Annotated in this window: 9 protein-coding genes; all 9 read left to right on the top strand. The window is 43.5% G+C overall.

Annotation, left to right across the window (positions count from 1 at the left end; all coding sequences use genetic code 11):
- Positions 1-17 precede the first annotated feature (17 nt).
- The 9 genes from Ga0451573_RS00515 (at position 18) to Ga0451573_RS00475 (ending at position 14,649) form a co-directional block, all read left to right on the top strand.
- Complete coding sequence (locus Ga0451573_RS00515) at positions 18-1,529, top strand: BCCT family transporter (protein WP_231681910.1); 1,512 nt, start codon at positions 18-20, stop codon at positions 1,527-1,529.
- Positions 1,530-1,850: 321 nt separating this feature from the next.
- The gene (gene caiT, locus Ga0451573_RS00510; protein ID WP_231681909.1) at positions 1,851-3,395 is read left to right on the top strand and encodes an L-carnitine/gamma-butyrobetaine antiporter; all 1,545 of its coding nucleotides are present in this window, start codon (positions 1,851-1,853) and stop codon (positions 3,393-3,395) included.
- 27 nt (positions 3,396-3,422) lie between these two features.
- Positions 3,423-4,217 carry a flavodoxin family protein gene (locus tag Ga0451573_RS00505; RefSeq protein ID WP_231681908.1) on the top strand — a complete coding sequence of 265 codons (795 nt, stop codon included), beginning with the start codon at positions 3,423-3,425 and terminating at the stop codon, positions 4,215-4,217.
- 18 nt (positions 4,218-4,235) lie between these two features.
- Positions 4,236-4,391: a hypothetical protein gene (locus Ga0451573_RS00500; RefSeq protein WP_231681907.1), complete on the top strand. Its 156-nt coding sequence runs from the start codon at positions 4,236-4,238 to the stop codon at positions 4,389-4,391.
- A gap of 48 nt (positions 4,392-4,439) precedes the next feature.
- Positions 4,440-5,021, top strand: a complete 582-nt coding sequence (locus tag Ga0451573_RS00495; protein ID WP_231681906.1) for a DUF975 family protein — start codon at positions 4,440-4,442, stop codon at positions 5,019-5,021.
- A gap of 15 nt (positions 5,022-5,036) precedes the next feature.
- Entirely contained in the window at positions 5,037-5,870 is an 834-nt protein-coding gene (locus tag Ga0451573_RS00490; RefSeq protein WP_231681905.1) for an EFR1 family ferrodoxin, read from the top strand.
- Positions 5,871-6,112: 242 nt separating this feature from the next.
- On the top strand, positions 6,113-10,699 hold the full coding sequence (locus Ga0451573_RS00485) for a Calx-beta domain-containing protein (protein WP_231681904.1): 4,587 nt from the start codon (positions 6,113-6,115) through the stop codon (positions 10,697-10,699).
- Between the two features lie 130 nt (positions 10,700-10,829).
- A complete protein-coding gene (locus Ga0451573_RS00480; RefSeq protein ID WP_231681903.1) occupies positions 10,830-12,470 on the top strand; it encodes an ABC-F family ATP-binding cassette domain-containing protein in 1,641 nt (546 codons plus the stop codon).
- Positions 12,471-12,498: 28 nt separating this feature from the next.
- Positions 12,499-14,649, top strand: a complete 2,151-nt coding sequence (locus Ga0451573_RS00475) for a type IA DNA topoisomerase (RefSeq protein ID WP_231681902.1) — start codon at positions 12,499-12,501, stop codon at positions 14,647-14,649.
- The last annotated feature ends 133 nt before the right edge of the window (positions 14,650-14,782 follow it).

Below are 14,782 nucleotides of genomic sequence, written 5' to 3'. Positions count from 1 at the left end.
TTAATGGAGGAATTCAGGTGAGGAAAGCTCGGATTGAGCCGGGTATCTTTTGGCCCGGGTTGGTTAGCGTGATTACGGTGACAGCAATATTAATAACACTCCCAAATGCTGAAAATAAGGCAGCCTCACTGTTGGCGGCCATAACACATTCATTTGACTGGTTGTTTCTCGGCTCAGTTTTTGCAATGTTTATCCTCCTGTTGTGGCTGGCATTCAGCCGGTATGGAAAAGTGAAGTTCGGCGCTCCTGATGACGCTCCTGATTTCTCTACTTTCAGTTGGATAGCGATGTTATTTAATGCCGGAATTGGGTCCTCCCTTTTTTACTGGGCAATGGCAGAACCGGTTTATTACATCAGCGGCCCACCGTTTGGAATTGCGCCAAACTCCGGTGAATCTTTGGAATGGGCAGTTGTATATGGAATGTTTCACTGGGGTTTCAGCGCCTGGGGTACATATGCCATCCCGGCTCTGGCCATTGCTTACTCATTTCATGTGCGTAAGAGCGCCCTGTTAAGGCCAAGTTCCGCTTGTGGTCATATTGGGCAAAGGGCAGGAGGCTGGGTCGGTAAAATCATTGATTTAACGATTGTTATTGGCCTGGTTGGCGGGATCGGAACAGCCCTGGGTGTGAATGTTCCGATGGTATCCACACTGGTTGGCAAAATGCTGGACAGACCTGATTCACTCCAGATGCAGATAATCATCCTGGTAATCTGGACTGCTTTGTTTGGAACCAGCGCCTATTTGGGGCTAAGACGCGGCATAAAGAAGCTGAGTGACTTTAATGCCATAACTTCAATAGCGCTATTATTTTTTGTTTTATTGGCAGGGCCAACTCTTTTTATTCTTTCAAATTTCACCAATAGTATGGGCCTGTTATTGAACAACTTTCCCCGGATGAGTTTTTATACCGATCCTATCCTGAAATCAGGGTTTCCGCAGAACTGGACGGTTTTTTACTGGGCCTGGTGGATTACCTGGGCTGTGTATATGGGACTTTTTGTGGCCCGCATTTCCAAAGGCAGAACTATCAGAGAACTGATTTGTGCCGAGTTGGTATGTGGCAGCCTGGGTTGTTTTGCTTATTTCGCGGTTTTCGGAGGTTACGCTGTTTACCTGGAAGGCCAGGGGGCGCTTTCCCTCACTAAAATACTGGAGCAGCAGGGGGCAGCAGAAGTTATCGCGGCGATTCTAAGCTCACTGCCCGCTGCAGGGTTAATTCTGCCGCTGTTTGTCCTTATATGTATAATTTCACAGGCTACCGGTTTGGATGCCGCGGCATATACCCTGGCAGCTATCTGTACCAGGCAGTCGGACCACTTTGATGAACCGGCGCCGTGGCACAGGTTATTCTGGGCGCTGGTGCTGGGGACCATGGCGCTGGGTTTGCTGGTTGTGGGCGGACTGAGAGTTGTCCAGCTATCTTCCGTAATTACAGCTGTTCCCATCATCTTCATTCTGTTTATTTTTATCTTTTCTTTATTTAAATGGCTGAGAGAAGATCATCCCTTGAAGCCGCGCAACTGACGGCAACAAAAAACGGTACATCTCCCGGAAAGGGAGTTGTACCGTTTTTATATTATTGAAAATGCAAATAAGTCACAAATGACTGAGGTAAGTCTCGATTGACTTAAATTCCCTCGGGTTAATATGCGCAGTTATAACCATATGGCGCTTAAGAGAAAAATTTATTTGCTTCTTCATCCTTGATATATAAGGGCTTATGGTATTCCAATGGTTAATTTTATAACACTACCTAATTTTGGCACGATATTTGCTAAATAAGTAAATGGATAAAACAAGTTATAGAAATTGGCAAACTCAATATTGTAGAAAGTGAGGAACTTTATGAATAGGCCCCAGAGGAATAGGCTTAAGACAGACCCGATGGTTTTTATTCCGCCAATTATTTTAATTTCCGCTTTTTGCTTATATGTTGTTTGGGATTCTCAGAGGGCCTCATTTTTACTGGAAAGCGCTTTTGATTTTGTCACTAATACCTTTGGATGGGCATTCCTGTGGTATACAGTAATTCTATTCGGGCTTTTCCTTTACTTTGTATTTGGCCCTTATGCTCATCGCAAGCTCGGCTCAGGTAAACCCGAATTCAATACCCTAACCTGGTGGGGGATGATGTTTACCACAAATTGCGGCGCCGGTGTTCTGTTCTGGGCTACCATGGAAGGGTTTTGGAATTTCCAGTCTCCGCCCTTCGGAGTAAAGCCATTTACACATGAAGCAGCCACCTGGGCTCTTTCATACCAGTTGTTTCATTGGGGTCCCTTGGCCTGGGCGATGTACACCGTCTTTGGCTTGGCATTTGGCTACCTGTTTTTTGTGAAAAAGAAAACTGTGGTCAGACCCAGTACGGCATGTGAGGCTTTACTGGGGCATCGTTTGGTAAATGGCTGGTTGGGAAAGGTCGTCGATATGTGCTACTTTTTCGGACTCATTGGAGGGACTGCAACTGCGATGGGCGCTAATACTCCCGTAGTATCAGAGCTCTTTGCCAAGACTTTTGGAATTGAACGGACTTTAACCCTGGATGCTTTCATTCTGATTACCTGGACTGTTTTTATAGCAATTATCGTATATTCCGGTCTTAATAAAGGCATTCGGCTGTTAAGTAATTTTAGGGTCTGCTTATCCATCGCCGTTATCCTGCTGGTATTAGTATTTGGCCCAACAAGGTTTATTATGGCAACCTTTACTGAGTCTGTTGGCAATCTGCTGCAAAACTTTTTTAGAATGACCTTCTATCTGGACCCTCATGCGGAATCGGGATTCCCTCAGAAATGGACTATTTTTTATTGGGCGTGGTATCTGACGCTGCTATTGCCAACCGGCATTTACTTTGCCAGAATCTCCAGGGGGAGGACAGTTCGGGAGTTTGCAGTGGCTACGGTTGCTTCCAGCACCTTAGGTGCGTGGTTGTTCTTTGGGATATTTTCCAGCCATATGCTGGATGTTTATTACAACAACCTGGTCCCGATTGCAGAAATACTGGATAAGAGCGGCCCCGCCGCGGCATCTGTGGCAATTTGGGGTACACTGCCCTTTGGTCGGGTAATGTTGTTTGTATTGACTGTACTTGCTTACATCAGCATGGCTACTGTGGTTAATGCATCTGTATATTCAATGGCCATGGTCTCTACTAAGGAACTAAGCGGCTATGAAGAACCGGCTGGGTGGAACAGGGTTTTCTGGTCCATAGCCATGGGGGGATTAACACTTGCCCTGGTATCTTTGGATCAGTTTAAGCCGGTACAAACTGTTACTGTTATTACTGCAGTACCCATGATTGTAATTACCCTAATGGTACTGGTCAGTTTCATGAAAAATATCAAGAAGGAATGGAGTACAGATAACGGTTTGAAACGTCAGAATGTATGATGGAATAAATTGAGGGGGGTTTAATTGATGAAGATTACGGCTGTTGTCGGTAGTCCCCATAAAGGGCAGACCTACCGGGTGGTTAAAACCTTTGCAGACGAATTAAAGAAGCATGGGGAAGTGGATTTTGAATATATATTTTTGAATGATCTCAACCTGCAGCTATGCCGGGGATGTGGCATCTGTCTGGAGAAAGGCGAAGAGTACTGCCCTTTGCACGATGACCTTAAAGCAGTTTCAAAAACGCTGATGGAATCAGATGGAGTAGTTTTTGCCGCACCGGTATATTCCCTGCAGGTACCTGCACAGCTGAAAATCCTGTTGGACCGTATGGCATATGTCTTCCACCGGCCATGTTTTTTCGGAAAAACCTTTATGCCGATTGTGACTCAGGGAGTATATGGTGATAAAGAGGTGCTGAAGTACCTGGGGTCTGTGGCCCAGTTTTGGGGTTTCAAGCTTTGCCGGGGAGTAGGGGTTACTACACCTCTTAAAGGTGAGCCTACTGCCGCTCAGCAGCAAACAATTGCTTTGGAAACAGCCAAAGCAGCTAACCAGTTTCATGAGCTGCTTACAAATCCGGAAATGCCGGCGCCCGGGATAAAGGAACTGATGATATTCAGGTTTGTGCGTACTTCACACAAAAGCGGTACCGGCCTGCCGGCGGACTATGAATACTTTAAGGCAAATGGATGGTTTGAAACAGATTATTTTTATGAAACCAAACTTGGCCTTATTAAGAGGGCTATTGGATGGTGGGCAGACAGGCAGTCTGCAAAGCAAGGTGAGAAAACGAGAAAACAACAAGCTGAATTAGTTTAAAGAAATGGGGGGAGTTATATGAACACAATCGAGGAAAAATTTAATGAAGTTGATGTTTTTGAGGAGGTTTTTGAGGGGGGAAAGGTTAATTCAGAATGGGATGAAACTCATACCGGGACTGAGATGCCTATTGCATATGTCTGGTCTTGGCTTTTTGATTTCATGATGTTCTAATTTATGGCGTTCTAATTCATGGTGTTCTAATTGAAAGGGGATAATTGATTGAAAGAGAATGCAGAATTACGGTTAATGGCCAGGGAACAGTTGAAGGGTAATTGGGGGATACCTATTTTGGTAAGTTTCCTTTTTACACTTATCATCAGTATTCCAGGCAGTATCACTGATTCCGGAGGATTGCTGGCTCTGATTATCACCGGCCCGATGACTCTTGGGCAGATTCAGTATTTCACCAGATTTAGTGATGGTGAGAAGCCACCGGTGGAGGCGCTTTTCGGAGGGTTTAAGCAGTTTGTTCCGGCAATGCTGCTCCAGTTGATTGTGACCGTACTGGTAGTCCTGTGGTCATTACTGCTGATTGTTCCGGGAATTATTGCGGCCTTAGGTTATTCCCAGGCATTTTACATCCTCAACGATAACCCGGGAATGGAAGCAATGGAGGCCCTGCGCCGGAGCAAAAATATGATGGAAGGCTATAAAAGCAAACTATTTATGATGTGGCTTAGCTTTATAGGCTGGGGACTCTTATGTATATTGACTCTGGGAATAGGTTTTCTCTGGCTGGCTCCCTATATCCAGTTATCCCTGGTACACTTTTATGCTGACCTAAAAGTCAATAGGGAGTAAGGGGAGGTTGTTCTCATGACCACGGAAATATATTATTTTTCCGGAACCGGGAATTCCTTACATGTGGCCAAAGAATTACAAAAACGTCTTCCGCAGACAAATCTAATACCACTTGTCAGCCTGTTAAACCAGGACGTCATTGAAACATACGGAGACGCGGTGGGTTTTGTATTCCCGATTCACTTCGCCACAGTGCCTATGATAGTAAAGAGTATTATCAGGAAAATGGATTTAAAATCAGCCCAATATGTTTTTGCAGCAGCCACCAGAGAGGGTACCCCCTGCAGCAGCGCATTCAAGAAAATAGAAAAGGGCTTGAAGAAAAAGGGGAAGGGCTTGGATTCTTATTTGATCCTGAATATGGCCAGCAATGACCCGAAATTTAAAGGATGGCATCAGGCAACGGTTACAGAAATAGCGGATTTTGAATTAGTAGTCCAGGATAAGCTTGATTTGTTTCAACATATTATAACAAATAAAGTACCCTATCTGGTAAATGACACCGATATTACTCATCCGGTTAACTTTTTCTTTGAATTTTTGGGGTCTGCTCTTATTGAAATCCCCAGCGATTACGGCAAAGCCTATTATGCTGATGAGAATTGTTCCGGCTGTGGGGTATGTGAAAAGGTTTGTTTATCCCAAAAGATAAAAATGGTTGATAAGAAACCCGTCTGGCAAAAGACAGTTACTTGTTTTGCCTGTGATGCCTGTCTTAATTTCTGTCCTGCGCAATCGGTCCAGATGAGATCCGGTCGTTTTATTAAATTTTACACCGACAAAAATGGACGGTATACACACCCAAATGCAACAGTAAATGATATTGCCGCGCAAAAACTAATGGTATAAATATTTTGTACAATTATTGATAGGAAAAGATTGGCTAACCGTACTACTTATGGTAAGATATATGTAGACAAAACATATGAGGTGTACGGTTATGAGAACAAAAAATAAAACCAAATCAATGGAATGTACCGATAAACACTAACAACCCAGTTAATGCTGGGTTGTTAGTTGTTTTATCTGTTAATCCTTAACAAACATAGCGATAATTGTTAGGAAAAGTACAAGAGGCAGGTTGATGAGGTATGCGTAAAAAAATCTACATTATCCTTTTAACAATAATATTAGCAGCATCATGCATATCTGTTTCTACCGCTGCTGATGCCAATTGGGATAAAAATAATCATAGTCAACAGATACCCCAGCCTGAATTGGTTTTTCCCGATCAGGGGAAGACATTTGCTACCTCAAGTCCTTTGTTAATAATAAGTGTTAATGCTTATACTGAATTAAAAGATGATGTTAAAATAAAAATTAATAAAAAACCTGTAAATGGCAAGGTAGAATTTACTAATTCCAATAACAAGGCCACAATTCTGGTGCAGCCTGAAAATCTGAATGATGGCGTTAACAGTATCGAAGTTAAAGTGAAGGATATCTCCGGTAACCAATTAACCGAAGAATGGACCTTTAATGTTTCCGAGAAACCCGTTGTCATTGAGACCGTTCCGGTTAATGGTGGAACGATTGCAAAAAACGGCACAATATCTTTTGAGCTTGCTGACAATGGCAGCATTGACCCAGACAGCATTTTATTACAGATTGACGGTATTCGTGTGGAACATAGTTATGACGAAACCACCGGCATAGTATCTTATAATTTAAGCAATATGAAGTTTCCACAAGCTGCTGCCATGTTTAGTCTGCTGGCCTCAGATTACCAACCCATCTTAACAAGTACTTTAATAAATGATTCACATATTGCAACTATTACTGCTTCTGATTCAAGTGGGAATATCCTTACAGCTTCCTTGAACTTTAATATACTTTCCACCGGACTGGAACCAAGTCTGAGCTTTAATTATCCGGGAGCTGTGATTGACACAGGCTCACCTGATTTAATAATAACTGTGAAATCAAACTCAGCAGCTAATGTATCAACTGATAATGTAGTTAAGGTCGATGGTGTGATTGTCTCCACAGACCTTCAGTTTCAAGGCCATTATGAGTCCGATAGCTGTGGCAGCTGGTGGGTTGTTGACAGTTATCAAGAGGCTGCAATAACATATCACGCGTCTGATTTGACAGATGGTCCACACATCATTGAGGTAACTGCCAAAGATATTGCAGGCAATATTTCAACACAATCCTGGTCATTCAGTGTGGCCGAACCAGCCAAATTCGACAGTAAATTTCCAAACGGGATAACAAATATTAATAATGCGGTTTCTGTCCGGGTTACCGACAATGACCCTATTGACCCATCATCTATTGTATTAAAAGTGGATGGTATGATAGCAGCACATTCATATGATAGTACCGCAAAAACCATCAGTTATCAGCCGGGAGCGCCTTTGGCTGATGGCTCTCATACCGTTTGGGTTTCCGCAAAGGGGACCGGCAGCGGCATTACAGGGAGTTCCAGTTGGAGCTATACTATTGAAACTTCGGGGCCGGAGTTGACGTTTTCTGATACGGGAGAATCTTATCCAACAGGTTCACCCCAGTTGGTTGTTACAGCGACAACTTCAATCAGCGATTTGGCAAATTATAACCTAGTTAAAGTTGACGGTGTGATTGTTTCCGCAGACCTTCAGTTTCAAGGCCATTGGGAGTCAGACAGCTGTGGCAGCTGGTGGGTTATTGACAGTTATAAAGGGGCGGCAATATCATATCAGGCCTCCGGGCTGCGAGATGGTCCACACACCATTGAAGTGACGGCCAAAGATAATTTAGGCAATACTGCAACCCGGTCCTGGACATTTAACGTGGCCGAACCACCCGCCTTTGACAATAAGTACCCAACCGGAGTAACAAATATTAATAATGCGGTTTCTGTCCGGGTTACCGACAATGACCCTATTGACCCATCATCTATTGTATTAAAAGTGGATGGTATGATAGCAGCACATTCATATGATAGTACCGCAAAAACCATCAGTTATCAGCCGGGAGCGCCTTTGGCTGATGGTTCTCATACCGTCTGGGTTTCCGCAAAGGGGACCGGCAGCGGCATTACGGGGAGTTCCAGTTGGAGCTATACTATTGAAACTTCGGGGCCGGAATTGACGTTTGCGGGTTCAGGAACAACTTTCACAACAGCGTCACCTAACCTGGTTGTTACAGCGAAGACCATTTTCAATAACATAGTAAACTACAGTATCGTTAAAATTGATGGGGTCATAGTTACAGCAGCCTTTGAGTATCCGGGGCACTGGGAATCAGATAGCTGTAGCGAATGGTGGGTTGTTGACAGTTATAAGGACGCATCTTTCACTTGTCAGGCTTCAGGTTTAATGGATGGAGCACATACCTTGGAAGTCACTGCAAAAGATGCTGCCGGGAATATCACAATTGCACAATGGACGTTTTATGTGGATACCTCGGCCAGCCGGGCCGTCAGGTTCAGTACTGCTAACTACGCTGTCACTGAAGGAGATCCGGTCACCATAACGGTACAAAGGACAGGCGCTTTATTGAATAATCCTTCTACAGTCATTTTAAGTACCGCAGATAATTCGGCAATCGATAATTCGGCAATTGCCGGAGAAGATTATGCCCCATTAACCCAAACTATTTCATTTAATGCCGAAGAAACCACGAAAACCGTCATTATTTCAACATTAGATGATATTTCGTTTGAAGGTGCGGAAGAGTTTAAGGTTACCCTCAGCAGTCCGGGTGGCTGTGTTTTGGGCAGCATTAACTCTGCAGCCATTAATATTTCCGATAATGATTCAAAACCCGAAATATCCTTCACCACAGAAGGATACACAGTCGATGAAGGAGATACAGTTACCGTTACTGTATCCAGAACCGGTTCAATAAGAGGCGCTTCTGCAGTTAATTATGCAGCTTCTGCGGGTACTGCCGGTTTAACGGATTATATCCCGACTGCCGGAACTCTGAATTTCGGACCGGGAGAGTCTGCCAAAACGTTTACAGTTATCACAAATTCAGACCTGGAAGTAGAGGGAGATGAAACAGTTAATATCAGTTTAACTGCTCCGGTTAATGCTGACTTGGCTGCCCCGGCAGCAGCGGTTTTAACAATTATCGATACAACACCACTGCCTGTAATAGAAGTTGAGGACACTAATTACAGCATGAGTGAAGGGGGAAGTGTTGCTGTCACGCTTACTCGCTCAGCCATAGGGACTGTTTCAACTGTTGACTATACTAGTTCCGACATCACAGCCGCCGCCGGAAGTGACTATAGTCCGGTTTCAGGAACGATAACCTTTGCAGCTGGTGAATTAAGCCAAGCCATTACCTTAACATCAATAGATGACGGCATCTTTGAACCTGATGAAAACTTCAGTTTAACCTTAAGCAGCCCAACAAATGCAGAGCTCGGAACTAATATAAACGCAAATGTTATCATAGTTGAAAACGATGCCCCGCCCCTGGTTGAGTTTGTTTCGGCAGCTTACAGCACAGTTGAAAACGCAGGTGTTGTTACTGTTACCGTGCAGCGGGCAGCAGCAGCGGTAACGTCAACCGTTGCTTATGCAGCAATTGATGGTACCGGAGAAGCAGGCGCGGATTATACCATGACTTCGGGAACACTTACATTTAATCCGGGTGAACTTGTAAAAAGCTTTGACATCCAGATTATTAATGACACTCTTTACGAATATGAGGAGAATTTCTACATTGCCTTAAGTAATCCTGTGATGGCAGCTTTGGGCACTCAAAATATAACTGAAATAACAATAACTGATGATGACCCGGCGCCGTTTGTGCAGTTTGAGTCCGCTGTATATAGTGTTGATGAAGGTGATTCTGTAGTTGTAACACTGACCAGAACAGGCGGAACAGACGTAGTTTCCACCATAGACTACAGCACCTCTGACGGTACAGCTGTGGCAGATTTGGATTATACCGCTTCCTCCGGAACGGTGACCTTTAATGTTGGGGAAGCTGCCAAAACCATAACAATATCAACCCATGATGACAGCTTATTTGAAGCAAATGAGACAATAACCCTGGTCTTGACAAATCCCCTCATAGCGGCAGTGGGAACTCCGGCGGCAGCCCAAATAATGATCAAGGACAACGAATTATCACTTATCGCATTTTCCTCAGCTTCGTATGAGGTCGCGGAAGGTGATACCATCACTGTTACTGTAATAAGAACAGGTGATACAGCCAATAGCGCTGATGTAAGTTATGCTGCAATTACCGGAGGAACAGCAGCGGCCGGCGTTGATTACACACCGGTTTCAGGAACATTGACCTTCAACCCCGGTGAAACCTCAAAAACGTTCTCCATCAGCAGTATTCATGATACCAGAGCCGAATTTAATGAAAGTGTAAATATTGAGCTGCTGAGCTGTTCCGGAAGCGCCTTAGAAGGTACAGATGCCCGGAAATCTGCGGTTCTGACTATCCTTGACGATGACAGTCCTTCGGAAAATATAGTTGATCTGCAGTTCAGTTCCCCATCTTTTGTTGCCGTACCTGTGGGAGCAACAACAGAAACTTACCTCTACGGAATTGACAACAACGGAGAATCCGCTGATATCACTCAGATATCGACGTGGAGTTCATCAAATCCGGAGGTAGCAACTGCGAATGCGGGGAAAATTACAGGCCGCGGAATCGGAACCACTGTAGTAAGTGCCAAATACAATAGTCTTGTAAAGCAAATTACAGTGGTTGTCAGGTAGAAGAGGGGTAACCCCCCTCTTTTTTCTTCCCCAAATACATTATAAAAGTTTAATTAATTTTGATTTTCTAGTATAATAGTTAGATAGTGACTTTTTCAGAATAACTATAAATTATAAAGGCGGTAGAAAATTGATCAGTACAAGCGGAGTTAGTTTGACTTATGGCAAAAGGACGTTATTTGAGGATGTGAATATTAAATTTGTTCCCGGGAATTGTTATGGTTTGATTGGAGCTAACGGAGCAGGCAAGTCAACCTTTCTGCAGATACTGGCAGGGGAAATCGAGCCTACCAAAGGGGAAGTAATTATTACTCCCGGAGAGAGATTAGCGATTCTTAAGCAGGATCACTTTGAGTTTGATGAATTTGAGGTTTTAAAAACGGTAATTATGGGACACCGCAGGCTGTATGAAATTATGGATGCCAAGGATGCTATTTATGCCAAGACTGATTTTTCTGATGCCGATGGCATGGAGGCTGCCGAACTGGAGGCTGAATTTGCAGAACTTAATGGCTGGGAGGCTGAGTCGGAGGCGGCTGCATTGTTAACCGGCTTAGGTGTACCTGTGGAACTCCATGGTAAGAAAATGAAGAATATAGAAGGCATGATAAAGGTCAGGGTTCTCTTGGCCCAGGCATTGTTCGGCAATCCCGACATTCTTTTGCTGGACGAGCCCACAAACCATCTCGATCCCCAGTCCATTACCTGGCTGGATCATTTTATATATAATTACAAAAACACCGTCATCGTTATTTCACATGACAGGCACTTTTTAAATAAAGTATGTACCCACATCGCTGATATTGATTACGGTAAGGTCCAACTGTATGTAGGTAACTACGATTTCTGGTATGAATCAAGTCAGTTAGCGGTTAAGCTGTTGAAAGAGGCTAACAAGAAAACAGAGGAAAAAACCCAGGAGCTAAAGAAATTTATCCAGAGATTCAGCTCTAATGCTTCAAAAGCCAAACAAGCTACGGCCAGAAAAAAACAATTGGAAAAACTCACTTTGGAAGATATCAAACCTTCGTCAAGAAAATACCCTTTTATTGATTTCAAACCTGAGCGGGAAGCAGGGAATAACCTGCTGTCTGTGGAAGAGCTGAATAAATCTGTTGATGGTGAAAAGGTTCTGGACAACCTTACTTTCACCGTATACCCCGGTGATAAAATAGCCCTGGTGGGTCCCAATGAACTGGCTAAAACTACCCTCCTTCAAGTCTTGATCGGCGAAATTGAGGCTGACAGCGGGGAGTATAAGTGGGGCGTGACAACTTCCCAGGCTTATTTCCCTAAGGATAATAACAGCCATTTTGATGTTGATCTGAACCTTGTTGATTGGCTGCGCCAGTATTCCTCTGATCAGGATGAATCTTTTATTCGGGGATTTTTAGGTCGAATGTTTTTTTCCGGTGAGGAGGCTCTCAAAAAAGCCAGTGTTATTTCAGGCGGCGAAAAAGTCCGCTGTATGCTGTCCCGGATGATGCTGAGCGGAGCTAATGTATTATTATTGGATGAACCTACCAACCACCTGGATTTGGAATCTATCACGGCCTTAAATAACGGCCTTATTAATTTTAAGGGTACTGTCTTATTTGTGTCACATGATCACCAATTTGTGCAAACAATTGCTAACAGGATTATTGAGATTACCCCTAAAGGGCTAATTGATAAGCAAATGACATATGACGAGTATATGGAAGACGAAGCTATCGCCAGATTGAGAGATGACATGTATTCAGAGGATAACCTGCTGACAATGGCAAACTGAAGCAGGGTTTATGAAGGGACAGGTCCTATTGACTAAACTTGTAATAACTGAAAAACCCAGTGTTGCCAAAGATATTGCCAGCGTACTGGGGAGGTTTGTGTCTAAGAGCGGCTATCTGGAGAATAAAGACTATCATATAACCTGGGCTGTCGGACATTTAGTGGAATTAGCGACACCGGACGAATATGTGGGCGCCGGCAGGTGGAAATTAACTAATCTGCCGGTAATACCTGATACTTTCAAACTCAACATATCACCCAAAACAGCCAGTCAGTTCACCGTAATAAACAACCTCATCAAAAAAAACAGCTATGAATTTGTCATCTGTGGTACTGATGCCGGAAGGGAAGGGGAGTTAATCTTCCGGTACATCTATCAGATGACAGGCTGCACTCTGCCTGTGAAAAGACTGTGGATTAGTTCGATGGCCGGCCCTGACATTCAAAAGGGTTTTGATACCTTGCTGGATGGGACGGCCAAGGATAATTTAGCCCAGGCTGCCTACTGCAGAGCTGAAGCTGATTGGTTAGTCGGCATGAACGGTACCAGGGCAATGTCAGTGAAACATGGTGTTACCCTTAGTGTCGGCCGGGTACAGACTCCTACGCTGGCGATGATAGTTAACAGGGAAGAACAAATCCGTAATTTCATACCGACACCCTACTGGGAAGTACACGCTGTTTTTGAAAACCCTGACGGACACTACACGGGTAAATATATTAATGATAATAATACGAAAATTGACACTGAGTCAGCAGCAAAAGAAGTATCAGATAATGTAACCGGTAAAGTTGGCATAATTGGTTCTGTAGTCAACAAAAAAACTGAAGAAGCGCCGCCAAAACTGTATAATCTAACCGACTTACAGCGGGAATGCAACAAAAAGTACGCACTATCTGCAGCCAAAACTCTGGAAATAGTACAAAAGCTTTATGAAGAATTCAAGTTTATTACATACCCCAGAACAGACTCAAACCACCTTGCTGCGGCCCAGATCCCAACATTTCCGGTTATCCTGAAAAATCTGCAGTCTATTCAGGAATTGGCTAAATTCATTGCGCCGTTACTGGCCTTGCCAAAGCTGCCGGTTAATAAGAAATTTGTGGATGATGCAAAACTCACAGACCACCATGCCATCATTCCGACTGAAGTAAAACCCGATCTAAAGCGTTTAAATACAGATCAGCGCAATGTATATATGTTAATTGCCAAGCGGTTTACAGCCGTTTTTTATAGCCCGTGCAAAGCTGAAAATACAACAATCATTACCAAGGTTGAAAAATATAAGTTTAAAACAACCGGCAAGGTAATCATTAAGCCCGGCTGGACAGCCATATATACGGCTGAGCCGAAGGTGAAGGATGAGGATACAGATAAAGAAGACGAAGAAGCCCAGACCCTCCCGGCGGTGAAAAAGGGAGATTGCTTTAATGTTGCCAAGGCAGTGGTGCTCTCCAAGAAAACAAAAAAACCATCCCAGTTTACTGAGGCCAGTCTGTTGGGAGCAATGGAAACTGCCGGCAAGCTGATTGAAGATGAAGAACTGCGGACAAAAATGAAGAGTATCTCCCTGGGCACTCCCGCAACCAGAGCTTCAATAATCGAAACCCTGATTAGCAGAGAGTATATAGTGCGCAAGGGAAAAATATTAATCCCATCAGAAAAAGGAATAAGACTAATAAAACTCATCCCGGAAGCGGAATTAACACAACCTGAATTAACTGCCAATTGGGAAAAAAGGCTGGCTGATATCGAAAAGGGACTGGATACCAGACAGGAATTTATGAATGATATTAAAAAATTCACTGCTGCACTTGTTTCAAATGTAAAAATGCAAAATACCAATCAAAATACCAATCAGAAAACCATGAAAAGGCCAGTCGTGGGTATCTGCCCTAAATGCGGGGGACAGGTGATTAGAGGAAACAATGCCTGGGGATGCCTGAATATTAGGAGCGGAAATTGTGACTTTAAAATAGCATTTAAGATTAACAACATTGTACTCTCCGATGCACATGCCAGGCAGCTATTGTCACCCGAAAAAAAGACGGAAATAATCAGGGGTTTTTACGATGAAGACAAGAAAACCTACTTTGATGGAAGATGCACTTTAGATGCAGGCAATCCCGAAAAAATATTAATAGAAATTGACAAAAGTAATAAAATGACACTCCAATAACATTATCTTTCGCTAGTTTACATAATTATTATTATAGGAAGTTAATAAATACGCTATTTTTCGGTGTTCTTACATCATTGTTCTCCAGTACAAAAATACCACTCTTATCCTCCGGAAAACGAAGCCTCAGATT

Source organism: Phosphitispora fastidiosa, assembly GCF_019008365.1.
GTDB classification, from domain to species: Bacteria; Bacillota; Thermincolia; order Thermincolales; family UBA2595; genus Phosphitispora; species Phosphitispora fastidiosa.
This window is presented reverse-complemented; position numbering and strand designations above follow the sequence as displayed.